This is a genomic window from uncultured Fretibacterium sp., from assembly GCF_963544685.1.
In the GTDB taxonomy this organism is placed as follows: Bacteria; Synergistota; Synergistia; order Synergistales; family Aminobacteriaceae; genus CAJPSE01.
In genome coordinates this window covers 1-22946 of the sequence record NZ_CAUUGJ010000029.1, presented here as the reverse complement: position 1 = coordinate 22946, position 22946 = coordinate 1, and the positions used below count along the sequence as shown (strand labels likewise).

Genomic DNA, 22946 nt, shown 5'->3' with positions numbered 1-22946 from the left:
CCCCACGACCGCCCCCACCATCAGCGCCGTCAGCACCTCGACGAGCAGAAAGCCCCTGCCTCGCCCGGTCAAAATACCCTCGTCACGACCAACGGCGAACCCGACAGTCCGGATCGGACCTCGAGCGTCACCCGGACCTCCCCTCCCTTCCCCGTCCGGGAGGTCCACGAAAAGGCGACGTCCCCCCCGGGAAGGCTGCGGGGCATGGCGTCGAGAGCGGCGGAACGCACCGGCCGCCGCAGGCGGTTGAACCACCACTCCGCCCCATAGAGGCGGTCGTCGGCAGCTTTCATGTTCACGGGCGCGAGGATCCCAACCCCGAACGCGGAGAACAGGGACGGCAGGATCAGCGCCAGGACGAGCAGGGCCACCAGCACCTCCACGAGCGTATCGCCCCTTCTCCTCATGCTTTCCTCACCGTCCCCGATCTCCTCATGTCCATGTCAGGGCTCCCGGAGCAGGGAGCCGTTTCCCTCCCTCAGGGACAGCCGGGTGCACCGGCAGGAGGGAAGGGATTCCAGCACCCGCCAGTCCCGGCGCTCCACGGCACGGCCGTCCAGAAGGACCACCCTGCCATGGTCGGACGAGCTGCGGATCAGGCGCCCGACGGCCTGACGCAGGAACATCCGCGCGTTGGGAAGCGTGACCCGGACGAAGCCCTTCCCCTCCTCCAGCTCGTTGCGCGCCCGCACCAGCGGGTCCCCCGGATGGGGAAAGGGGATGCGGTCCACGATCACCTGGGTCAGCCCCTCCCCCGGGACGTCCACGCCCTCGCGGAAGGACACGCTCCCTATGAGCACGGAGGTCTCGTCTTCGCGAAATCGCGCGAGGAGCTCCCTCTGGGGCAGCTCGCCCTGGACCAGCACCGTATAGCCGCCCCCGCCCTCCCGCATCCTCCGCGCAAAGGCCCTGAGGAGCCTCAGGGAGGACAGGAGAACGAGAGTCCGGCCCCCGTTTCCGTCGCACAACTTCTTCATGACGCGGCACATCGTGTCGTCGTACCCCTCGCCCCCGACGGGCAGGCCGACGTCCACGACCCATATCTCCATCTGCCGGGCGAAGTCGAAGGGAGAGGGGACCGCCAGGGTCCGGTCCGGGGTTATCCCCGACTCCCCGGACCAGAACGAGAAATCGCCGGACAGCGTCAGCGTGGCCGAGCTCAGCACGATCTTCTCGGGGTCCTCCCGCTCCAGGACGTCCCGAACGATCTCCGCCGCGGCGACCGGCATGCTCGTCAGGGACTCCCCGTCCCCCCAGTAGGCCCAGCCGGGGAAACGGCCGACCTCCAGGCACCAGAGCAGGGACTTCTTGAAGGAGCGAACATCGTCGATCCAGTTCATCAGCTCCGCCCCCTCGGCAAGGGCGGACGGGTCCGAGAAGTCCCCGGCCATGAAGCGGTCCTCGATCCCCCGCAGAGCGTGAAGCTCCCGGTCCAGGCCGTCCGTCAGAACCCTGCCGAGGCGCAGCAGGTCCGGGTCGCAGGACGACAGGCCCCCGTCCCGGGGCATCCGCAGCCGGACCGCGTCGAAGAGCGCCCTCAGCGCCAAGCGGCACCGCCCGGCCTCCTCCCTCACCTCGGAGGGCTCGACGGAGTGGGCGCGCAGCAGGGCATCGAACCCCTGAAGGACGCGGGGACTCAGGATGGAGGCCAGGCCGTCCGCACCGGCGCGTATGGCCGAGGCGCTCCGCGCCACGTCCGGCATCCGATGCGCCTCGTCGCAGATCAGCCAGTCGTAGCGCACGGGGAAGGCCCCGCCCCCCTCGAGGATGTGGGAGAAAAAGAGATGGTAGTTGGCGACCACGACGTCCCAGTCCTGAGCGCTCCGATAGGCACGGATGACGAAGCAGCGGCTCCGGTAGGGACAGCTCGTCCCGATGCAGCCCCGTCCTCCCGCCGTCAGCCGGGCCAGCACGGGATGGTCCCCCCCGGCGTTCAGCTCGGAGAGGTCTCCGGTCTCCGTCTCCGCCAGCCACCCCGGGACGTCGGACAACGCGCCGTCGGCCTCCGCGAAGAGCGATGGAGAGAGGTCCGGGGCGCCCGAGGAGAGAAGGGCCGCCCCCTTGCGGAGACAGGCGTAATGGGAGCGCCCCTTCAGGAGCCCGAAGCTGAAGTCCCGGCCCAAGAGTCCCTTCAGACGCGGGAGGTCCTTGCCGATCAGCTGTTCCTGCAGCGCGATCCCGGCCGTCAGAAACAGGATGCGCCGCTCCCCCGCGGCCTCCCGGAGGGCGGGGACGAGGAGCGCGAAGGTCTTGCCCACACCCGGAGGGGCCTCGGCCGCAAAGGTCCTCTCCAGGGGATCGCGAAGGAACTCCTGGACGGCCAGGGCCAGTTCGAGCTGCTGCGGGCGGAACTCATACCCCGGCATACGCGACAGGGGGCCGGACGGGGAATAAAATTTTTCGAGCGTGGAGTCCGTGATATAATTCCTCCCGATACACGATAACGGGCCGGACCGGAGGCCCATCCTCCGTTTTGTTTTGGAGCGGACATCTTGCGCTTCCATTATACAGAATGTTACAATGCCCTGGCTATGGTTTCTCATGGGTCCGATTCGGCGGAGACGACGCCGAGGATGAGGATTTCCGGCTTTCGGTTTTTCAGTGAGGAGGTGACCTGGAAATGCCCAACAAACAGTCGGCCAAGAGGCGCGTCCGCATCGCCGAGCGCAACCGCATCTACAATCGGTACTGGACGACGCGGTGCAGGAACGCCGTCAAGAAGGTCCTCGAGGCCGTCGAGGCGAAGGACGGCGAGGCGGCGGTCAGCAGCTTCAACATGGCGCAGAGCGTCATCGACAAGGCGGTGGTCAAGGGCGTCATGCACCGCAACACGGCGACGCGGCGCAAGAAGATGATGGCCCTTCGCATCAAAAGCCTCGGCGCCTGATTTTCGCCGAGCGCGAAAAGGCTCCTGGCACTTTTCGGAAAACCGGTCCTGGAGAAAGAGGGGGCGCCCGCTGCGGCAGCCTCTTTTTTTTATCCTCGTTATTCATTCTCATGGGGACAAAGTTCCCCCTCGAGCCGCCTCCATGGGCGGCGGACCCGGCAGTTCCTCCTCGGCCGGCAAGCCGGGGCTCCAGGGGAGGGCTCCACGGGTCGAGTCGGTATTTCCTTTAACAAAACTCCTGATTATCGCTTATAATGATGGACGTGTATCCGTCCGTCTTCCCGGCGTTTTCAACCGGACTGCGTGACAAAAACACTGCATTTCGGACGTCTCTCCGACCCCGCGCGTTTTTCGGGAGAGGTCACGGCGGAGGGGACGGCCGCACGATGGAGGGAGAAGGACATCCCCCTCCCATATCTTGGATGGAACCCATATCTTTCGGGAGGAGGTGAACTTGAGTGGCGGAGAAAAACCTGATAGACGAGATCAAGGCGGCAGAGGACCAGGCGGCGGCAAGCGTCCGTGAGGCGAAGGCCGCCGCGGTCCGGAGGTTGAACCAGGCTCAGACCGAGGCGGAGAACACCGTCAAGGAGGCTCGCCAGTCGGCGGCGCGGCAGTTCCGCGAGAGCATCCAGGCTGCGGAGGAGAGCGCCGAGGGCAGGGCGAAGGCCATCGTAAGCGCCCGGGAGGCGGAGGCCAGGACCTTCCATGCGGAGCACAAGGGGAAGGTCGCGGGCGTGGCCTCGTGGATAACGGAAGAGGTGATGGGTAAGTATGGGCGTGGCTAAGCTCAAGAAAGCGGAGCTTTACTATCACAAATCCGTTCGCGAGGAGATAGCCGCCGTCCTGCAGGACAGCGGCGTCTGCCAGGTCATCGGGGACCCCGAACGGGCGGCCCGCCCGGCGGAGATCGAGGCCCGGCTTTCGGAGAGCGAGGAACGGCTCTCCGACGTCCGTTACCTGATGCGCACGCTGTCGGGACGCTACAGGGACCCGATCCCCTCCATGGATCGCCTGCTGGGGGAGCGTCCGATCGTCTCCATGGCCAACCTGGACCGGCTTGCGCGCGAAACGGATCTGGCGGAGGCGGCTGCGGCCGTCCGCCGAAAGGAACACGAGATCAACGAGCTGAAGCTGGAGGCGGCGCAGATCAACGCAAATCAGGCGCTGGTCTCCTCCCTGAGCTTTTTTCCCCTTCCCCTATCCGCCCTGACGGAGGGGACGCGAACCGTGCGCGGCGTCGCCGGCACGATAAAGGCGGAACAGTTCAACGCGTTCAAGAGCGCCCTGGCGGAGTTCGCCAGGGATACGGAGGTCTTCCTCTCCGGGGGCGCAGCGGCCGCCCGGGAGGTCCAGGCCGTCGTGCTCTTCTCCCGCGACCTCGGGACGAAGGTTCTGGAGGCCTGCACCCGCAACGGGATGTCGCTCTTCGACATTCACGCCTCCATCAAGGGCTCCGTTCAGGAGGAGACCGCTGCGCTCGCAGCGAAGCTCGCCGAGGTCGAGGACCGGGAGGGCGTCATCTCGGACGAGCTGGATGCCCTGGCCGAGAAGTGGATGCCCGTGGTCCAGAAGCTCTCGGACTATTGGAACAGCCTCGCCGGGCGCTATCGTGCGCAGGGCGAGAGCGACGAGACCGACCGCACCCTGAGGACCCTTTTCTGGGTTCCGGAACGGGACGCCGCACAGGTTCAAAAGAGGCTCGAGGCCGTCAGCCCGAACGTCGCCCTCTTCCTGAGCGACCCGGGCGAGGGCGACGAGCCACCCGCACTGCTGGAGAACGGCCGGTTCGTCCGCCCCTTCAACATCCTCACGACGCTCTACTCGCCTCCCCTCTACGGCGGCACGGACCCGACGCCCTGCCTGGCCCCCTTCTTCTTCATCTTCTTCGGGATGTGCCTGGGGGACGCGGGGTACGCCCTGGTGATGCTGGGCGTCATCGGCTGGCTTTTCAAAAAATACCGGCGTATTCCCTCGTCAGTCAAGGATTTCGTCACCCTTTTCGCGTTCTGTGCCGTGTCCACGTTCGTCTACGGGGTGATCAGCGGGAGCTTCTTCGGCAACTTCATCGACTCCTTCCTGCCCTTCCTCGTCCCGCTCAAGAACTCCCTGATGCTGGTGGACCCCATGACCAACCCGATGCAGGTCCTGGGCATCTCCCTCCTGCTGGGCGTCGTGCACCTGATGTTCGGGCTCCTGATCGCCGCTTACGACAACGTCCGGGCCGGGCAGTACCTCGACGCGGCCGGGGACAACATCGCGTGGTTCCTGTTCATCACGGGACTCTGCGTGTTCGGGACGGCCGCGGGCGGCCTGCTTCCCGAACCCTTCGTCCTCCTCGGCAAGGCCATGGCGATCGCAGGGGCCGTCGTGATCTTCCTGTACGCCGGGCGCGGGAAGAAGGGCATCCTCTCCAAGGCGCTCTCCGGATTCCTGGCGCTCTACGGCTCCACCTCCTACCTGGGGGACATCCTGAGCTACAGCCGGCTTCTGGCGCTGGGCTTCGGCTCGGCGGTCATCGGCATGATCATCAACCTCCTGGGAGGCATGTCGGCGGAGATCCCCTACGTGGGGTGGCTCGTCGCCATAGTGGTCATAGCGGGAGGACACGTCTTCAGCATCCTCATCAACATCCTGGGGGCGTTCGTCCATCCCCTGCGTCTGCAGTACGTCGAGTTTTTCGGGAAGTTCTATTCGGGCGGGGGGACCTCATACGAGCCCCTGACCCATTCCCAGGAGTACGTGGAGATAGACAACCGCTGCACCTCCGGGGCCTGAATCGAAACGACCGGCCAATATTCGGGATTTCAAGCGAGATATCCGTCAATTCGAGCAATACACTCGGAAGGTCCTTCGGGCCTTTCAAAATTTTGAAGGGAGAGCTTGACACTATGGAATATCTTGGACTCACAATGGCTTTGTTCGGCGCCGCCCTGGCTGCGGCTCTGTCGGGGATCGGGTCGGCCATCGGCATCGGCATCGCCGGAGGAAGCGCCGCGGGCGTCATGACGGAGGACCCCAACAAGTTCGCCAGCTGCCTCATCCTTCAGGCCCTTCCCGGCACGCAGGGCATCTACGGCCTGCTGATCACCTTCTTCGTCCTCAACAAGCTGGGGCTCCTCGGCGGCGGTACGGCCGTGGCTCTGAACTGGAACCAGGGCCTCCAGATCTTCGCCTCCTGCATGCCCATCGCCATCGTCGGCTGGATCTCCGCCATCTACCAGGGCAAGACGTCGGCGGCCTCCATCCAGATGATCTCCAAGAAGCCCGAGGCCATGGGTAAGGCCATCATCCTTCCGGCCATGGTCGAGACCTATGCGGTTCTGGCCCTCCTGACGAGCATCCTGATGCTTATGGGAGTCCAGCTCTAGGGCGGGTGGCTCGCATGTCACTTGCCGACATCAAAGCGAGAATAAGCGCGGAAGCTCAGGAGCAGGTGCGCGCGATCGAGGCGGAGAACAACGCCCTCGTCGCGGATATCAAAAGGAAGGCGGCCGACGAGGCCAAGGCCATCCGGGACTCCTACGGCGAGCGGCTTGCCAGGGAGGAACCCGAGGTCCTGAAGCGCCGTGAGATCGTCGCCGAGCTCGACGCGAAGAAGGTGGACCTGGGCGTGCGTCAGGACCTCGTAAGCGAGTCCTTCGCGGCGTCCCTCCGCCAGATGTCCGAGATGCCGCGCGACAAGTACGTGGCGTTCGCGAACGCGCTGCTGAAGAAGGCCGTCCGCACCAAAAGCGAGGTCGTCCTCGTCGGAAAGGGCGAGAAATACCTCGACAAGGCCTGGATTGACGAGTTCAACAGCGCCAACCAGGCGTCGCTGACGCTCTCGTCCGAACGCCTGCCCATCTCCGGCGGCTTCGTGCTGAGGGACGACAGGGTCGACGTCAACTGCTCGTGGAACATGCTGCTGGAGGACATCCGTTCCGACATCGAGTCCGAAGTCGTCAAGAAACTGTTCCCCTAGGGGGTGCCGGCCGTGAGTTACGTGTATGCCGTGGCCCGGCTGCGAGGTATGGAGAACCGCCTTCTGGACGCGTCCTTCCTTTCGAGGCTCATGGAGAGCCCAACGCTCGACGATGCGTTGAAAGCCCTGGCCGAGACCTCCTATGCCCAATGGTTCGGCAAGGCCGCCGAGACGGGGTTCGACAGGGCCATCGACGACGAGATGCTCGCCACCTGCAGGGAGCTGGAGCAGTTCGTCCCGGACACCGGCCTGATAACCCTTTTTCGGATGCCCTACGACTACCACAACGTCAAGGTCATCCTCAAGAGCCTCTTCAAGGTTCGGGGCGGCGATCCTGAGGGCAGGCGCCACGAGCTTCTCTCGCCCCTGGGCTCCGTGGACCCCGAGGAGCTGACGGCGGCGCTCGAGGCCGAGGAGTACGCCCATCTGCCCTACGGTCTGGGGTATCTGATCCCCCAGTGCTGGCTTCATTGGGACCAGACGAAGGACGCGCAGGGGGTGGAGCTGCTTCTGGACCATCATCTGTTCGCCTCGATGCTCGCCCTCGCGGAGAGCCTGAAGCTGCCCGAGATCGTGGCGTGGGTTAGGCACAAGATCGACGCGGAGAACCTCCGCAGCGCCGTGCGGCTTCAGCGCATGGGCGTCGACGCGGCGGGAGGGCTCCCCTTCTTCCACCCGGGCGGGAACATCCGGCCCGAGGACGTCGCCCGATTGCTGGGGGAGCCCCCCGAGACCTGGGGCAAGCTCCTCGCCCACACCGATATCGGTGCGGCGCTGGACGTCCTTCAGGAGCGGACGGACCTCCGGGGAACGCTCTCGGACGTCTCCAGGGCCCTGGACGAGTACCTGGTCCGGGTCCTGGAAAAGGCGCGTTTTTCGATGGACGATCCGGCGAACGTCCTCCTCTACCTGCTGACCAAGGAGGCCGAGGCGCGAAATCTGCGTATCGTGCTGGTCTGCGTGGCGAGCGGGCTGAACCGTGAATTTGCAAGGAGGCTGTTGAGCCATGTCCGATAGCCTTTCCCTGCCGATGGCGGCCATCGGCAGCTACGAGATGGTGCTCCCCTTCCAGGCCGTGGGCGTCAGGCCCTTCATTCTGGAGGCGGACAAGAGGGACACGTTCGAGCGGACCCTCGACAAGCTGGCCCGTGAGAACTATGCCGTGGTCTTCGTCCAGGAGGATCTTTTCGTGGACTTCATCCACAAGGTCCAGGAGATCAACGACGCCTACCCCACCAGCGTTCTGCCCCTGCCCGGGCTTTCCGGCAGCACCGGCGCGGGCCTGGCCTCCATCCGCAACAGCGTCGAGAAGGCCGTGGGCATGGACATCTTTGCGGACAGATAGGAAGGAGACCCTTCTTTACTTTGAGTTTTTTCCTGGAGTTCCTTGAGGAAAACGCATAGCGGAGGCGATAATAGTGCCCAACGAAGGATTGGTTAAAGGGACCATAGAACGGATCGCCGGCCCCCTGGTCATCGCCAAGGGAATGACGGGCGCCAGCATGTACGACGTGGTGCACATCGGCGAGATCGGGCTGGTCGGAGAGATCGTGGAGCTGGAGGGGGACAAGGCCTCCGTCCAGGTCTACGAGGAGACCTCGGGGCTCATGCCCGGGGAGCCCGTCGTCTGTCTCGGCGAGCCCCTGAGCGTCGAGCTGGGGCCCGGGATCATCGAGCAATTCTATGACGGCATCCAGCGCCCGCTCGAGCTGATCGAGCAGGCGGCGGAGAGCCATTTCATCTCGCGCGGGATCAACGTCCCCGCGATAGACCGCAAGAAGAAGTGGACGTTCGAGCCCCGCGTGAAGGCCGGCGATGTCGTCGAGCCCGGCGACATCCTGGGGACCGTGCAGGAGACGATCGTCGTGGAGCACCGCATCATGGTGCCGAACGGCATGAGGGGCAAGATCAAGAGCATCCAGTCCGGGGATCATACGGTCGAGGACGTCATCGCCGTGCTGGACGACAACGGGACGCAGCACGAGGTCCGGATGCTCCAGCGCTGGCCCGTGCGTCAGCCGCGCCCGGTCGCCAAACGCCTGGCGCCCAACGTACCGATGAGCACGGGGCAGCGCGTCGTCGACGCCTTCTTCCCCATCGCGCTGGGCGGGACGGCCTGCGTGCCCGGGCCCTTCGGTTCGGGAAAGACGGTCATCCAGCACCAGTTCGCCAAGTGGGCCCAGGCCCAGATCGTCGTCTACGTCGGCTGCGGCGAGCGCGGCAACGAGATGACGGACGTGCTTCTGGAGTTCCCCGAGCTGGAGGACCCGCAGTCCGGGCACCCGCTGATGAAGCGGACCACGCTCATCGCCAACACATCCAACATGCCCGTCGCGGCGCGCGAGGCCTCCATCTACACGGCCATCACGCTGGCCGAGTACTACCGGGACATGGGCTACTCCGTCGCCCTGATGGCGGACTCCACGAGCCGCTGGGCCGAGGCCCTGCGCGAGATGTCCAGCCGCCTCGAGGAGATGCCCGGCGAGGAGGGCTACCCCGCCTACCTCGGGACGCGCCTGGCGTCCTTCTACGAGCGTGCCGGCCGCTGCATCGTCAAGGGAAAGGACGGACGCGAGGGCTCCATCAGTGTCATCGGGGCGGTCTCGCCTCCCGGCGGCGACCTCTCCGAGCCCGTCACGCAGAACACGCTGCGCGTCACCAAGGTGTTCTGGGGACTGGACGCGAACCTGGCCTATCAGCGCCACTTCCCGGCCATCAACTGGCTCTCCAGCTACTCGCTCTACACGGAGCGCCTGGACGCCTACTGGGACGAGAAGTTCGACGACGAGTGGAGCGGCCTCCGCGTCGAGGCGATGAGCCTGCTCGAGGAGGAGGACCAGCTGCGCGAGGTCGTGCGCCTGGTGGGCATCGACGCCCTCTCCAAGGAGGAGCGCATGGTTCTGGAGACGGCGAAGTCCCTGCGCGAGGACTTCCTGCACCAGAACGCCTTCCACGAGATCGACACCTACGCTTCGATGGAGAAGCAGTTCAAGATGCTGAAGACCATCGTCCGGTTCCACCATCTGGGCATGGACGCCCTCAAAAAGGGTGCGCCCATGAACGAGCTCTTCAACCTTCCGGTTCGCGAGCAGATCGCCCGCATGCGCTACCTGGAGGAGGCCCAGATCGGCCAGATCGACAAGCTTGAGGATACGATAAAGGAACAGATCAACGGGATCGTCCCGGTGGGTGGTGAGAGCAATGTTGCCTAAGGAATACCGGACCATATCGGGGCTCTCCGGGCCTCTGATGATGGTCGAGAACACGAGCGGCGTCCGCTACGACGAGCTGGTCGAGATCGAGCTCGGCAATGGGGAAAAGCGCCGCGGGCGCGTGCTCGAGATCGAGTCGACGCGCGCGCTGGTGCAGGTCTTCGAGGGGACGTCGGGGATCGATATCGCCGACACGAAGGTGCGCTTCATCGGCAAGGTCCTGACGCTTCCGGTGTCGCGCGACATGCTGGGGCGCGTCTTCAACGGGCGCGGAGACCCCATCGACGGCGGCGCTCCCCTGATCGCCGAGAAGAAGCTGGACATCAACGGAATGCCGATGAACCCCTACTCCCGCGACTTCCCCTCGGAGTTCATCCAGACCGGCATCTCCACGATCGACGGCCTGAACCCGATGGTGCGCGGCCAGAAGCTGCCCATCTTCTCCGCCTCCGGCCTTCCCCATAACCGCATGGCGGCGCAGATCGCGCGCCAGGCGACAGTCATCAGCGGACACGAGGACTTCGCCGTCGTGTTCGCCGCGATGGGCATCACGTTCGAGGAGGCCTCCTTCTTCATGGAGGACTTCCGCAAGACGGGTGCGCTCCAGCGCACGGTGCTCTACATCAACCTGGCGGACGACCCGGCGATCGAGCGCATCACCACGCCGCGCATCGCCCTGACCGCCGCGGAGTACCTGGCCTTCGAGTGCGACATGCACGTCGTGGTCATCCTCACCGACCTGACGAACTACTGCGAGGCCCTGCGCGAGATCTCGGCGGCCCGCAAGGAGGTCCCCGGGCGCCGCGGCTACCCCGGCTACCTCTACACCGACCTGGCGACGATGTACGAGCGCGCCGGGCGTCTGAAGGGCAAGAGCGGCTCCATCACGCAGATCCCCATCCTGACCATGCCCGAGGACGACAAGACGCACCCGATTCCCGACCTCACCGGCTACATCACGGAGGGGCAGATCATCCTGAGCCGCGGCCTTCACCGCAAGGGCATCTACCCGCCGGTGGACGTCATGCCCTCCCTGTCCCGACTCAAGGACAAGGGCATCGGCAAGGAGAAGACCCGCGAGGACCACGCCGACCTGATGAACCAGCTCTTCGCGGCCTACGCGAGGGGCAAGGAGGCCAAGGAGCTGGCGGTCATCCTCGGCGAGGGCGCTCTGACGGAGGAGGACAAGGCGTTCGCGAAGTTCGCCGACGCCTTCGAGGACCGCTACATCCGCCAGGGCGAGTACGAGAACCGTACCGTCAAGGAGACGCTCGAACTGGGCTGGGACCTGCTGACAATGGTTCCGACGAAGGAGCTGAAGCGTATCCGCGACGCCTACATCGAAAAGTACCTGAAACCCCTGCTCGAGAAGAAGGCGGAACAGGGCGCGAAGGCGTAAGGGGGCGGTGGAGCGATGGCACGCATCAACGTCAACCCCAACCGCATGGAGCTGTCGAAGCTCAAGAAGCGCCTGGTCGTCGCCAGACGGGGGCACAAGCTGCTGAAGGACAAGCAGGATGCCCTGATCAAGGCGTTTCTGGAGCGGGCCCGGGCGGGCAAGGCGCTCCGGGAGAAGGTGGAGGCGGAGCTCCAGGAGTGCTACGGCACCTTCGCCTTCTCCCGCGCTCAGACGACGCCCGAGATCCTGGAGCAGGCGCTGATCTTTCCCGGCGCGCGCTGCACCCTTTCCGTGGCCTGGCGCAACGTCATGAGCGTCATGGTCCCGAAGTACGACGTCAAGCAGGAGGGCAACCCCGTAAACTACGGTTTTGCCTCCGTGCCGCTCCTCCTGGACGTGGCGCTGGAGCAGTTCAGCAAGCTGATCCTCCGTCTGCTGGAACTGGCCGCGGAGGAGAAGGCCATCCGCCTGATGGCGGGCGAGATCGAGCGCACCCGGCGCCGCGTCAACGCGCTGGAGTACGTCATGATCCCCAACCTGCAGGAGACGATCCGCTACATCAGTATGAAGCTGGACGAGCAGGAACGCTCGACCCTCAGCCGCCTGATGAAGATCAAGGAGATCGTCCGCTCGGCGTGATGCTCCTTACTCCGGGCAAAAGGGCAAAAAAGCCAAAGAGCGAAGCTCCCCCGCGCGGGGGAGCTTCGCTCTTTGGCAGACCTCTCCGGGGCTTCGCCCCTGACCCCACCCAGGGGACTCGTCCCCTGGGGACCCCGGACGGAACCCATCAATCCATCCTGGATTTACAATCCAGCCATGAAAAACTATCCCTAAAAACTGTTATGACGTGCCCGATGCCAAGAGGAGAAGAGGGAAAAGCAACCTGATTTCATTCCCGACGGCATCCTGAAAAAACCCCGACTTGCAAGTTCCGGCATTGGCCACTCCGTTATTCGCGGATCGGGATTGCCCCTGCCTGCAGGCTCATGGCCTACCGTGAGCCCTGCTGTCCCAGTGCGCGGATCACGGGATTTTCCCATGCCGACATAGCTTGCATTGCAGACGGCTCGAACCTTCAATTCGCTTCCTCTCCCAAAGCTCCGTCTCCGTTTGGGGGAGCAGCATCGCGACGGAGCGCCCCCGTCTCCGCTGAAGAATATCAAGAATGAACGAACTTCACCGTCAATACAGCTCAATGTACATATTATAATGAACAATTCATATATTATAATGATATGAGTCGTTTGTTTTTATGAGGGCCACCATTGGATCACACATCCCGTGCATCACTATGACAAGACCGCACAAAACCGCAATGGATGATGAATAAACGAGCAAAGGAGCAAAACACATGAGCCATGACTGCGACCATGACTGCAATCACTGCGCCTCAGGGTGCCCGGAACGGGGAGCGGCGGAACGGAAGCAAAGGGAGCGAATCCAGCGAGTGGTTGGCATCGTCAGCGGAAAGGGCGGCGTCGGCAAATCGCTGGTGACATCCCTCTTGGCATCGGAGGCCAGGCGCAGCGGGATGCGGACGGGGATCCTGGACGCGGACATCACGGGCCCGTCCATTCCCAAGATATTCGGGCTCCACGAGAAGGTCCTGTCCGACGGCAAGAACGTCTACCCCGCCGTCACAAGGGGCGGTATAAAGGTTATCTCCATGAACCTCTGCCTGCCGAGCGAGGAGGATCCTGTCGTGTGGCGGGGCCCCATCATCGCAGGGACAGTCACCCAGTTCTGGGAGGACGTCGAATGGGGGGAGCTGGATTGTCTGTTCGTGGATATGCCCCCCGGCACGGGCGACGTTCCCCTGACGGTCTTTCAGACCCTGCCCGTAAGCGGGATCGTCATCGTGACCTCGCCTCAGGAGCTCGTCGCGCTCATCGTGAAGAAGGCGCTTCATATGGCGGAGCTCATGAAGATACCTGTCCTGGGCATTGTGGAGAACATGGCGTACTTCGAGTGCCCCGACTGTGGAAAACGGCACCATATTTTCGGCCACAGCCATATGGAGGAGGAAGCCCGCGCCTTTGGCATCGACACCATCGCACAAATCCCCATGACTCCGCGCTTCGCGGAGTTCTGTGACCAAGGGCGGATCGAGGAGCTGGAGTCCAACCGGCTTGACGGGATCCTGGACGCGATCCGGCGCTCCTGAAGAAAGCGTCTGCCCAGGCATGACGTCAAGGAAGAGAGGATATACGGCCCCGTCTCGGTCCCCTTTTTACCCCGTCACTCCGTCAGAGCCCGTCCCCGGCGCCGCGCGGTTCACCTCGGAGGCATTCCCACAAGCTGTTCGATGTTCTGCGCCACCTCCGGCGTCAACCCCATCGAGGCGGCCAGGCGGTCCAGGTACTCGCGTTCCGCCGGGGTGTCCACCTCGATGGCCATGAGCGAGACGGAGTAGACCTGCGCGGCGAGCTCGGGACGTCCCCGGACCCCCGTGACGATCGCATCCGTCGCCATGGGGCTCTGGAGCTGCCCAATGACGTAGTTCATCCCCTCCTGGTCGATCCCGGCCTCCTTCATTTTGCCGGTGATGCGGCTCAGTTCGTCCGCATCGACCGTGCCGTCCGCCTTCGCCGCGTCAAGCATCGCGGTGAGGAGCAGGTGCGCGTCGCTCTCGAAATTCTGCGGAGCCGCGCCGGCCGGAGACACCGCAGCTCCGGCAAAGGGCTGAGGGGCCTGCCCGGCATTCTTGAGGGCCTTGAAGGCCATCATCCCCAGGAGGCCCATGACCCCGCCGCCGATCCCTCCAAGGGGCACGCCCGACCGTCCGTTGCCCGACCCCGACAACGCGCCCAATAAAGCCCCGATCCCTGCCGCAGCCAGGTTGTCCTTGCCCCCCACCGCCTGCCCTGCGCTGTTTACGAGGTTCTGTCCCGCCCCCATCAGCCCGGACAGAATGCCCTGAAGCCCGCCGCCCTGCGCATCGGCGGACGCGTTCGCCGCGTTCTGTATCCGAGCCCCCGAGGACGGGCTCATGCCGCCCTGCGTCAACGCACCCAAAAGATCCATCATGCCAACCGCCATCGATACTCGCCTCACATTCTCCCAGACAGAGGCACTAGCCCCAGACGGCCGGATACTTCGCTCGGAACTCCGCGAAGTCCATCGTCGTCGTGCCGGCCAGCACCAGTTTTCCGCTCCGAACGAAGGACGGGACAACCTCGAGCCCCATGCCCTCCGCCTCACGGTCCCGTTCGGCCAGTACCTGCCCATACTCCCCGGACAGGAGACTTCTCTCCAGGGCGCTGCGGTCCAGCCCGACCTCGCCGCCGAGGTCCACGACCGTCCCCACGGACGAGACGTTCGTATCCTCCACAAAAACAGCCCTGAAGACGCGCTCGATGTAGGCGTCCGCCCTTCCGGCGGCACGCGCGAACTCGAGCCCCATCAGGGCGTTGCGGGTGTTCGAGGAGAAATGCCCCAACTCGAAACGACAAATATCCCCGCCCAGGGCACGGTAGCGGTTCAAGTCCGCCCTCGCCCTGGCGTCGCTCTTCTCGGGTCCGCCCTCGGGCGGGTACTCCGGATGGATCTCCCAGGGCACCCACGTCGACTCCACAGGCCGTTCCTCCTGCATCCTCATCCAGAAACTCCGCCCCAGGTAGCAGAAGGGACACACGAAATCGAAATAGACCGTGACCATCGCTCAAGCCCCTCTTGTCAGTCCGTTCAATCCGACCAACGCTCGAGGTGCACGACCCCCTCGTCGATACCGCGGTGCGGGGGCTTGCTCTCGTCGCCGTAGCCGACCACGGCGATGCCCATGGCCCGGACATCCCGAGGCGTGCCCAGAAGGGCCTCGATCTTCTCGGGCAGGCCCTCCTGACCCCAGCGAACCCCAAGCCAGACGGAGCTCAGGCCCAGCCCTTCCGCGGCCAGCAGGATGTTCTGCATCGCGGCGGCGCAGTCCTCCTCCCACCAGGGGTTTTCCCTTCCCTCGTGCAGGACGGTCCCGCAGACGACCAAAGCCAGCGGAGCCTGAAACAGCATCTTGCCATAGGGATGAACCTCCGCCAGCGCGTTCAGGTTCCCCCGGTCCCGAATCACCACGAAACGCCAAGGACGCCTGTTGGCTGCGCTGGGCGCGGCACAGGCGCACTCCAGGAGCAGGTCGACCTTCTCCTGCTCCACCGGCCTGTCGGCATAGCGCCTCACGCTCCGGCGCGCCCTTATCCCCTCCAGAACCGCGCGATTTTCCACAAAATCCACCCCTTTCAGGACAAAGTCCGCACTCCCAAAAAGACGAGGCCTTTCCCTTATCCGTTTTCCCAATTATTCTCAGGCGAGCAAAAATGACGACGCGTGCGGGAATCAGAGCATGTGCAGGACCGTTCCCCCCCACGAAAGCCCCACGCCGAACCCCATCACGAGCACGGAGTCCCCCTTGCCGAGTCGACCGGACTTCATCGAGTCGTAGAGCGCAATCGGGATGGTGGAGCTGACGGTGTTGCCGTACTTCTCGATGTTGAACACAAATTTTTCCTCGGGGATGGAGAGGAGCTCACGGAGCTTCACCAGCATCATGTGGCTGGCCTGGTGCAGGACCACGAGACGGAGCCCCTCCAGGGAGGTCCCGTTCCGCTCCAGCGTGTCGTTCATGCAGCCCGGAGCGACCTCCATCGAGAACTTGAGGATCTCCGGACCGTCCATATAAAGGCTCTCCGGGGTACGGACGTTGCCCCACTTGTTCTTCGTCTCGACCCGCGTCTCCGGGGAGGAGGGCCTGGCCCACGCCCCCGCGGGGATGATCAGCCTCTCCGCCCCGGACCCATCCGTCCCCAGGACGAACTCCCCGATCCCCCGTTCGGCGGAGGCCTCCACCAAAGTAGCCGCCGCCGCGTCCCCGAAGAGGGTACGGGTGCTCTTGTCCTGCGGATGTATGGTCCGGGTTATGGTCTCGGCCGTAATCAGCAGGACCCTCCTCGCCACGCCGCCGAGGACCAGCCCCTTGGCCAGCGCCAGTCCATAGACGAACCCCGAGCACCCCAGGTTGTAGTCCAGGGCGCCGGCGTCCTTCCGCAGCCCCAGACGATTCTGAACGATGCAGGCCGTGGCCGGCAGAAAATAATCGGGACATTCCGTGCAGAGCAGCAGGAAATCGATCGAGCTCCTGTCGATGCCGTGCTCCTCGAAGAGGCGTTCTCCCGCCGCCGCCGCAAGGTCGGAGACCTTCTCGTCGCCGACGACGCGCCGCTCCGACACGCCAGTCTTGCCATAAATTTTATTCTCCGTCCAGGTCCCGAACTGGCGGACCAGCTCCGCGTTGTCCAGAATCCCCTCCGGAAGATATACCGATATGGCCCTTACGGCCGCCTCGTGACCCATTCGACTTCAGCCTCCATCATGTAATCCGGCCCCGGGCCTTCGTCCCCTGGGGCCGATGTTGCAAACAGCCGTTCAGGCACGGGCGTTCACTTCCCCTTCGTCCCCCCGGCGGCGAGGGCCGCAAGGCGCCTGGCCGCGAGCTCGGCCTGAGGCGTCCCCGGATAGAGGCGGGCAACCTGCGTGTAGGCCTCCCTTGCCCTCTCCGTGTCCCGTTCCTCGTCCCAGACGACGGCCTCGGCCAAAGCGACGAAGGGCCGGCAGGATGCCGGAAGCGTCTCCGCCCGCTGTCCCAGCAGCTCGCGGCAGAGCTCCGCGGCCCGCTCCCGCTTCTCCGTCCCGGAGTACAGCAGAATCAGGCGGCCGCGGACCTGCAGTCCCCAGGCCGAATCCGGATAGCGATCCAGGAAGAGCTCCAGGACCTCCTGCGCCGTCTGCTCCTGAGGCTCCGGAAAGGCGTCCAGATAGATGTTGGAGAGCGCCCACAGGGCCTCCTCGGCCTCCTCGGTCGCCGGACAGGATTCCACAATCTCGTGATAGAGGGACTCCCGCTCCTCGACCTGCGTCTCGGAAAGACGCGAGATGGCAAGGCGAATCTCCAGCGCCCTCCGTCTCTGTTCCTCGGAGCCCGGCTCCGCGCCCCGGGCAGGGGTGCGAAGGCCCCCCAGGATCAGGACCAATCCGCAGAAAAACGTTCCCCAGAATTTTTTTCCACCGCCCATTCCGGACCATCCGCGCACGCGTTCCGCCTCCTTCAGGCCGACTCCGCCGAGCCGCATTGCACACTTGGTTTTATTACCTGGTAACAGCATTCTCGCACGCGCTATTGTAACCTCTCCCGCCCTTTTCCACAACGGGGAACCTTTTGCGGCAGCGGCCAGCCTTTGGTTCGAAGAAGGGAGAATATACAAAGACTAAACAAAGGGACGACAGCCAACGAAGCACGCAGGCTTTCATAGATGCCCTACGTTCGACCTTGCAGTCGTCTCTCTTTGAATTTTCCGTTCTAGGAGGTAATGGGCTATTCGGCCGGAGCGATGTCTCGGAATTTTTTACAGAATGATCCAAGCCTATCATTCGATATCTTTGACAGCATGACCGATCCTTATTTCCCAAATTTCAAGGGAGTGTAGTGAAAGTTCACACTGACCCACTCCCTGTTATCCTCCAGGGTGTAATCCACAATCACAAACAGATCTGAATTTTTCCAAGAATAACTGATATGGCAGTCATCCTTATAATTCTCGTAGGGATCCGTTCCGTAAAGGTCTGCAAGCTCTTCAATAATGGTATCCACATAGTCGCCTGCGCTCTCATTATCAAGAAGAAAGCTGATGGAACACAGCTGATTTCGATTGAACTCGTAGAGGACAAAAACATCAACCTTACATCGAAAGGCTTTGAACGATTTCTGTGTGGAGAACAGACGTCCTGTGTTCCCAACCTTTTTCAAGGGAGCGGCGACGTACTTTCTGATACTCTCTACGGAACACCCCCATCGATGAACCAGGAAGCCCCTTTCATCCGGCAGGGAGATTCCATCTTCTCCACTCCTTGCTCCTATCCTCTTCTTAGTCGCTTCGACATTGCCGGCCTTACCATAACGTCGGAGCAGAACACGCATAAGACTCTCAATGCGGCTGTCTCTCTCAGGAGCTTCCCATTTAAGTTGACTACGCGGCCTTGTATAATCACGCGCAACGGTACCATCGGCGTAAAAATTGACGGTTCGCAGGTGAACATAAGTCCCATCAGAAAGATCAGCCATGTAGACAAGAACGAAGACTCCCAATTCCTTGCCTGCGATAAGTTTGAAGTTGGGATCCTTCTTCAGGCTTGCCTTGATTTTTTCTGAGGGGAACCATACGGATATGAAGGTAGCCCGTGAGGTTTCTTTGTCATAAAAGATTCGCTCGAGATCAAGGTAGACTTCGTAGCTACCGTCACTGCGCACGAAGAGCAGATTCTTGTCCTCCTGAAGTACCGATGAAGACTCCGGCCTTCGTGAGGACATCTTCGGCATAGCCTCCGGAACTTTATTCTTCGCCCCCATAAAAAATCGATTCAGCACAGGAGAGGCTATGGCAAAGTTCAGATTCTGTCCATCGCCCAACACCCCCGTAGGCATCCCTATGACATTGCCGTCTGAGTCGATCAGCGCTCCGCCACTCGACCCGGGCGAAATAGGCGCAGTAAATTGGATCAATGTATCATCATCGCGAAAGGCCGAGACAATCCCGTTAGAAACCGTCCGATCAAGCCCTTTAGGATTGCCAACTGCCATGACAGCCTCCCCTGCCTGGGCAAAGAGTCTTTAATCGGAAGGAACGGCGTCGCCATAGGCTCGCTCATAACGAGCAGAGCCATGTCCCTCTCCTTGTCTGTGTCTTTCACCAAAGCATAAAAGGGGTCGCCCTTGTAGGGAGACGCTATAATCCAACGAACGCCCTCAATGACGTGATAGTTCGTAAGGATATCCCCTCTGTCCGAGACAAAGAAACCACTTCCGAATTTTCCCGTATCCGTATTGATTCGCAGTATGGACGGCATTACTCTCTCCGTCAAAGCCGCATAATCGATTCCACGCCCCGAGGACTTGGCCTGAGTAACTTCTGTTGTCTGCCACGTCCCCTCCCGCTGTAGCATAGCTCTCATATCGACTTTACCATTCGGCTTACCCGACTTGAAAAAAATCGCCGCTGCAAGGCACAGGACAGAAACAGCAAGCAGGGCAAGTGTACCCGCTATCCAGCGCCCACGTTTCGGAGCCTCACTCGCTGGCAAGGGGGGAGAATACGAACACGCATTTTTTATTGAAGACTGCTGTAGCCGTAATGGGTAATCTGTAGAATGGTCGTCTGCAGGATATGCCGCATGGACCGCAGGCTGTGGAGAATGAGAGGCATAAAATGCAGTAGAGGCAAAATGATAAGCCAACTCAATCAGCATGCTCATTCTCTGGGCTTCCTGCTGCTCCGGGCTGTTCGGAATGAAGCGAGAGGGCTCATAGAGGCGCTTTTTGATCTCGTAAGCCCGTTCTATCTCCTCAATCGTAGCATCAGGAGAAATTCCAAGGTGAAGATAGGCATTATTCACGGCCGGTTCTATCCTTCCTGCCTCGACGGACAAGACATAGCAACACAGTGATAAGCCCAGGCAAGCACCTGAAACATCCTTTGCGTTTCTTGCTCCTCCGGGCTACCTTGAGCAAATGCCGATGGGTCAAAAAGGCTTTTTTTCGTTCATACGCCGTCCCGATCTCCGCCGTCGTCGTCTCTACCCTCCGAGGACGCTGAGGGGACCTCTTCTGCAGCGGCCGGCCCAAGCGCCGTCTCCGTATGGGAACCCTCGCTGCGCTCTTCCTCCCATGGGTAGACGACCGCCTTGCCCATCGGAACATCCGCAGACTGTGCCCGAGGGACGGGAGCGCCCGCGGAGGAAGCGGGAGCTTTCCTGTCCCGTGCGGCTTCCTCCGCTCCCTGGAACACGTCTTTATGGGAGTTCAATATGTAGTACACCCCTATCAGCGGCCCCCACAATGCCAGTCCATTCTTGGAAAACGGGAACCCGTTTCCGAACACGACCCATCCCCACGCAGACAGAACCACAAAGGACAACAGGGACGCGATATTGCGCTCATTCACCCCCGTCGTATTCCCCCCTGTGGTCCGGTAGGTCAGGATATTATGCACGGCAATAAGGTCCAGGATTCCGGGAAAAAGCATCACTCCCCCAATCGCATAGGACAGGCATAGGGACAAGACCGTCAGGGACGCCGTATATAAAAACGCCTCCAGGCCATATCGGACGCCCTCCCGCTTCACAACGAAACGCACGATACTGGGGGGAAGAAGGAAGAAGCAATACAAATACACGATTGCCGTCAAGAGTACCTCCCGGACGAGCAGAGAGCCCGTGGAGGGCGGGAGGAAATACGCTAAAAAGGAGCTGCGCAGGTAGAGGAGAAGAAGTGAGAGGACAGGATAGATGAGATAGGATACCACCAGCTTCATCTTATCCTCCCGGGAAACGGCGCTATGAAATGCCGCCGGCACACAAAAGAGCCCTTCCATCTCCAAGAACCCTTATCTCGAATATCCAAGCCCGACACCCTCCCGTCTATGATCGAGATCAACGACATGCCATGAACCGAGGCTTTATTTCATTGTAGCATACTAAAAGGCCCTGCCCTTCCATTCGGCTTCAGCCCCCGCGTCCCCATGACGGCAAAGGGCGGGCGGGCCGAAACGGGCATCCGGCCCGCTAAAAAATACCGTGCCGGCCGGCCTCGCAGCCCCATGAGGCGATCAGGCGTGCAGCCAGCTCCTGAACCCCTCGCCCACCACCTCCGAGACGTCGGAGAGGATCACGAACGCGGTGGGGTCTACCGACGCGATGAAACGCTTGAGCGGCGGGACCTGCCGGCGGGGCAGCACCACCAGAAGCATCTCGACGGACGCGCCGCGGTAGGCCCCCGTCGCGGGGATGAGGGTGGCCGAACGCTCGAGCTCCGTCATGATGAAGCCCGCGATCTCCCTGTGCCGGGCGCTGATGACCAGGATCTGGGTGCGCCGGTGGAAGGAGCGGACGACGTTGTCGATGACCATCGTCTCGATGTAGAGCAGAAACGCCCCGAGGAGCATCTGCTCCAGGGTGACGACGGCGAAGGAACCGAGCAGGATGACGATGTTGATGTAGAACGACATCGCTCCGACGTCCACGCCCCATCGCTTCTTTGCCGCCATCACCACCACGTCCGTCCCGCCGGAGCAGGCGTCCACGCGGAACAGCATCCCGAAGCCGACGCCGCTCACCACGCCGGAAAAGATCGCGGCCAACAGGGTGTTCTCGATGACGGGATAGCGGAACCACTCGAAGAAAGGCACCATCAGGCTGGTCAGGACGGTCACGTAAAGCGTCCAGAGGGCAAAGCGCGTCGAGAGAAAGCGCCAGCCCCAGAGCAGCAGAAGCACGTTCCCTACCGTGATGAACCAGGCCGGGGAGATGCCCCAGAGGTAATGGGTGATGAGCGCGATGCCGGTCACCCCGGCCCCGGCGAATTTATAGGGAACCACCAGCGCGACGATGGCGAAGCAGACGAGGGCCGTCCCCACCGTCGTGCTCAGCAGCGTCGCCCACTCCTCCCGCAGCCAGCTTCTGCACAACGCCGCGCCCCGAACCGTCCATTCCTTCACCGACGCTCTCATCAACGTCACGCTCCATGCACCGTACAAATTTTTAACGGCCCATACCATCGCAGGGCAACTTTTTTATCTTACCATAGCTCCCGCCACGCCTTCGCCGGGGGGATATCCCCATAAGAAACGCGGGGCCCCCGCACGAAGCGGAAGGCCCCGCGGCCGGGGGTCAGAAAAACGAGTCCTCCCCTAGCGCCGGGAGGGATTGAACTCCCCGTCGAGGAGCTTTCGGAACGCCTCCAGATCCATGCTCCCCAGGTCGCCCCTGCTGCGCTCGCGCACCGCGACGACCCGCGCCTCCTTCTCCTTGTCCCCGATCACGATCATGTAGGGGACCTTTTGGAGCTGCGCGTCGCGGATGCGTTTCCCCAGCTTCTCGTCGCGCTCGTCCGTCTCCACGCGCAGGCCCCAGCCGCCGAGGGTCTCCGCCAGTTCCTGAACGTAGTCCCGGTGCTCCTCGGCGATGGGGATGAGCTTCACCTGAACGGGGGCGCACCAGAACGGGAACGCGCCGGCGTAGTGCTCGATCAGGATGCCGAGGAAACGCTCCAGACTGCCCATGAGAGCCCGATGCAGCATGACGGGCCGGTGCTCCTGGCCGTCCGCCCCGGCGTAGTGCATGTCGAAGCGCTCCGGCATCTGGAAGTCCAGCTGAATGGTGCCGCACTGCCAGGTCCTGCCGATGCAGTCCTCCAGGTGGAAGTCGATCTTGGGCCCATAGAAGGCCCCGTCCCCCTCGTTGACCCGGTAGGGCGTGCCCGTCGCCTCCAGCGCGTCCCGAAGCGCCGCCTCCGCGATCTCCCACTGTTCCGGCTCGCCCATCGAGTTCTCCGGCCGCGTCGAGAGCTCGACCGCGTAATCGAAACCGAAGACGTCCTTGTAGAAGTAGCGGTACAGGTCGATGATGCCGATCACCTCGTCCTTCACCTGGTCGGGACGGCAGTAGATG

21 protein-coding genes and 1 pseudogene are annotated in these 22946 nt (G+C 62.7%); 11 read left to right on the top strand and 11 right to left on the bottom strand.

The window, feature by feature from the left end; all coding sequences use genetic code 11:
• Positions 1-68: 68 nt before the first annotated feature.
• On the bottom strand, positions 69-407 hold the full coding sequence (locus tag ABLA28_RS04525) for a prepilin-type N-terminal cleavage/methylation domain-containing protein (protein ID WP_347712680.1): 339 nt from the start codon (positions 405-407) through the stop codon (positions 69-71).
• A gap of 36 nt (positions 408-443) precedes the next feature.
• On the bottom strand, positions 444-2465 hold the full coding sequence (locus ABLA28_RS04520) for an ATP-dependent DNA helicase (RefSeq protein WP_347712679.1): 2022 nt from the start codon (positions 2463-2465) through the stop codon (positions 444-446).
• A 155-nt stretch (positions 2466-2620) separates the two neighbouring features.
• On the opposite strand from ABLA28_RS04520, the gene rpsT reads away from it, so the two are divergent.
• The 11 genes from rpsT (at position 2621) to ABLA28_RS04465 (ending at position 13626) form a co-directional block, all read left to right on the top strand.
• A complete protein-coding gene (gene rpsT / locus ABLA28_RS04515) occupies positions 2621-2887 on the top strand; it encodes a 30S ribosomal protein S20 (protein ID WP_347712678.1) in 267 nt (88 codons plus the stop codon).
• 458 nt (positions 2888-3345) lie between these two features.
• Complete coding sequence (locus tag ABLA28_RS04510; RefSeq protein ID WP_347712677.1) at positions 3346-3675, top strand: cell envelope biogenesis protein TolA; 330 nt, start codon at positions 3346-3348, stop codon at positions 3673-3675.
• Positions 3662-5665 (top strand): V-type ATP synthase subunit I, encoded by a 2004-nt coding sequence (locus tag ABLA28_RS04505; RefSeq protein WP_347712676.1) that lies wholly within the window; start codon positions 3662-3664, stop codon positions 5663-5665. The genes ABLA28_RS04510 and ABLA28_RS04505 overlap by 14 nt, the downstream gene beginning before the upstream one ends.
• Positions 5666-5778: 113 nt before the next feature.
• On the top strand, positions 5779-6258 hold the full coding sequence (locus tag ABLA28_RS04500) for a V-type ATP synthase subunit K (RefSeq protein ID WP_299302437.1): 480 nt from the start codon (positions 5779-5781) through the stop codon (positions 6256-6258).
• A gap of 14 nt (positions 6259-6272) precedes the next feature.
• On the top strand, positions 6273-6851 hold the full coding sequence (locus ABLA28_RS04495) for a V-type ATP synthase subunit E (protein ID WP_347712675.1): 579 nt from the start codon (positions 6273-6275) through the stop codon (positions 6849-6851).
• A gap of 12 nt (positions 6852-6863) precedes the next feature.
• Entirely contained in the window at positions 6864-7868 is a 1005-nt protein-coding gene (locus tag ABLA28_RS04490; RefSeq protein WP_347712674.1) for a V-type ATPase subunit, read from the top strand.
• Positions 7858-8196 (top strand): V-type ATP synthase subunit F, encoded by a 339-nt coding sequence (locus ABLA28_RS04485; protein ID WP_299078369.1) that lies wholly within the window; start codon positions 7858-7860, stop codon positions 8194-8196. Before ABLA28_RS04490 ends, ABLA28_RS04485 begins: the two co-directional genes overlap by 11 nt.
• 73 nt (positions 8197-8269) lie before the next feature.
• Complete coding sequence (locus ABLA28_RS04480) at positions 8270-10063, top strand: V-type ATP synthase subunit A (protein WP_299302447.1); 1794 nt, start codon at positions 8270-8272, stop codon at positions 10061-10063.
• Positions 10053-11462, top strand: coding sequence for a V-type ATP synthase subunit B (locus tag ABLA28_RS04475; protein ID WP_299078375.1), 1410 nt, complete (start codon positions 10053-10055; stop codon positions 11460-11462). Before ABLA28_RS04480 ends, ABLA28_RS04475 begins: the two co-directional genes overlap by 11 nt.
• Before the next feature lie 15 nt (positions 11463-11477).
• Positions 11478-12101, top strand: coding sequence for a V-type ATP synthase subunit D (locus tag ABLA28_RS04470; protein WP_299078378.1), 624 nt, complete (start codon positions 11478-11480; stop codon positions 12099-12101).
• Between the two features lie 712 nt (positions 12102-12813).
• Entirely contained in the window at positions 12814-13626 is an 813-nt protein-coding gene (locus ABLA28_RS04465; protein WP_347712673.1) for an Mrp/NBP35 family ATP-binding protein, read from the top strand.
• A 110-nt stretch (positions 13627-13736) separates the two neighbouring features.
• On the opposite strand, the gene ABLA28_RS04460 is transcribed toward ABLA28_RS04465, so the two are convergent.
• The 9 genes and pseudogenes from ABLA28_RS04460 to ABLA28_RS04420 all read right to left on the bottom strand — a co-directional run.
• Entirely contained in the window at positions 13737-14501 is a 765-nt protein-coding gene (locus ABLA28_RS04460; protein ID WP_347712672.1) for a DUF533 domain-containing protein, read from the bottom strand.
• A 34-nt stretch (positions 14502-14535) separates the two neighbouring features.
• Positions 14536-15120 carry a DsbA family protein gene (locus ABLA28_RS04455; protein WP_347712671.1) on the bottom strand — a complete coding sequence of 195 codons (585 nt, stop codon included), beginning with the start codon at positions 15118-15120 and terminating at the stop codon, positions 14536-14538.
• A 26-nt stretch (positions 15121-15146) separates the two neighbouring features.
• A complete protein-coding gene (locus ABLA28_RS04450) occupies positions 15147-15677 on the bottom strand; it encodes a nitroreductase family protein (RefSeq protein WP_347712670.1) in 531 nt (176 codons plus the stop codon).
• Between the two features lie 111 nt (positions 15678-15788).
• Complete coding sequence (locus ABLA28_RS04445) at positions 15789-16802, bottom strand: ketoacyl-ACP synthase III (protein WP_347712669.1); 1014 nt, start codon at positions 16800-16802, stop codon at positions 15789-15791.
• Positions 16803-16888: 86 nt separating this feature from the next.
• Entirely contained in the window at positions 16889-17539 is a 651-nt protein-coding gene (locus ABLA28_RS04440; protein WP_347712668.1) for a tetratricopeptide repeat protein, read from the bottom strand.
• A gap of 365 nt (positions 17540-17904) precedes the next feature.
• A pseudogene (locus ABLA28_RS04435) lies at positions 17905-19349 on the bottom strand (S1C family serine protease).
• A 692-nt stretch (positions 19350-20041) separates the two neighbouring features.
• Positions 20042-20812, bottom strand: a complete 771-nt coding sequence (locus ABLA28_RS04430; protein WP_347712667.1) for a hypothetical protein — start codon at positions 20810-20812, stop codon at positions 20042-20044.
• A 294-nt stretch (positions 20813-21106) separates the two neighbouring features.
• Entirely contained in the window at positions 21107-22006 is a 900-nt protein-coding gene (locus ABLA28_RS04425) for a YitT family protein (RefSeq protein WP_347712681.1), read from the bottom strand.
• 180 nt (positions 22007-22186) lie between these two features.
• Positions 22187-22946 (bottom strand): threonine--tRNA ligase (locus tag ABLA28_RS04420; protein WP_347712666.1); only part of this gene is annotated, 760 nt, incomplete at its 5' end.

What these genes read in the sequence shown, in the direction of transcription:
- ABLA28_RS04525 (WP_347712680.1), bottom strand. Translation starts at nt 407, where the DNA reads ATGAGGAGAAGGGGCGATACGCTCGTGGAGGTGCTGGTGGCCCTGCTC.
- ABLA28_RS04520 (WP_347712679.1), bottom strand. Translation starts at nt 2,465, where the DNA reads ATGGGCCTCCGGTCCGGCCCGTTATCGTGTATCGGGAGGAATTATATC.
- rpsT (WP_347712678.1), top strand. Translation starts at nt 2,621, where the DNA reads ATGCCCAACAAACAGTCGGCCAAGAGGCGCGTCCGCATCGCCGAGCGC.
- ABLA28_RS04505 (WP_347712676.1), top strand. Translation starts at nt 3,662, where the DNA reads ATGGGCGTGGCTAAGCTCAAGAAAGCGGAGCTTTACTATCACAAATCC.
- ABLA28_RS04500 (WP_299302437.1), top strand. Translation starts at nt 5,779, where the DNA reads ATGGAATATCTTGGACTCACAATGGCTTTGTTCGGCGCCGCCCTGGCT.
- ABLA28_RS04495 (WP_347712675.1), top strand. Translation starts at nt 6,273, where the DNA reads ATGTCACTTGCCGACATCAAAGCGAGAATAAGCGCGGAAGCTCAGGAG.
- ABLA28_RS04485 (WP_299078369.1), top strand. Translation starts at nt 7,858, where the DNA reads ATGTCCGATAGCCTTTCCCTGCCGATGGCGGCCATCGGCAGCTACGAG.
- ABLA28_RS04475 (WP_299078375.1), top strand. Translation starts at nt 10,053, where the DNA reads ATGTTGCCTAAGGAATACCGGACCATATCGGGGCTCTCCGGGCCTCTG.
- ABLA28_RS04470 (WP_299078378.1), top strand. Translation starts at nt 11,478, where the DNA reads ATGGCACGCATCAACGTCAACCCCAACCGCATGGAGCTGTCGAAGCTC.
- ABLA28_RS04465 (WP_347712673.1), top strand. Translation starts at nt 12,814, where the DNA reads ATGAGCCATGACTGCGACCATGACTGCAATCACTGCGCCTCAGGGTGC.
- ABLA28_RS04460 (WP_347712672.1), bottom strand. Translation starts at nt 14,501, where the DNA reads ATGGCGGTTGGCATGATGGATCTTTTGGGTGCGTTGACGCAGGGCGGC.
- ABLA28_RS04455 (WP_347712671.1), bottom strand. Translation starts at nt 15,120, where the DNA reads ATGGTCACGGTCTATTTCGATTTCGTGTGTCCCTTCTGCTACCTGGGG.
- ABLA28_RS04445 (WP_347712669.1), bottom strand. Translation starts at nt 16,802, where the DNA reads ATGGGTCACGAGGCGGCCGTAAGGGCCATATCGGTATATCTTCCGGAG.
- ABLA28_RS04430 (WP_347712667.1), bottom strand. Translation starts at nt 20,812, where the DNA reads ATGAAGCTGGTGGTATCCTATCTCATCTATCCTGTCCTCTCACTTCTT.
- ABLA28_RS04425 (WP_347712681.1), bottom strand. Translation starts at nt 22,006, where the DNA reads ATGAGAGCGTCGGTGAAGGAATGGACGGTTCGGGGCGCGGCGTTGTGC.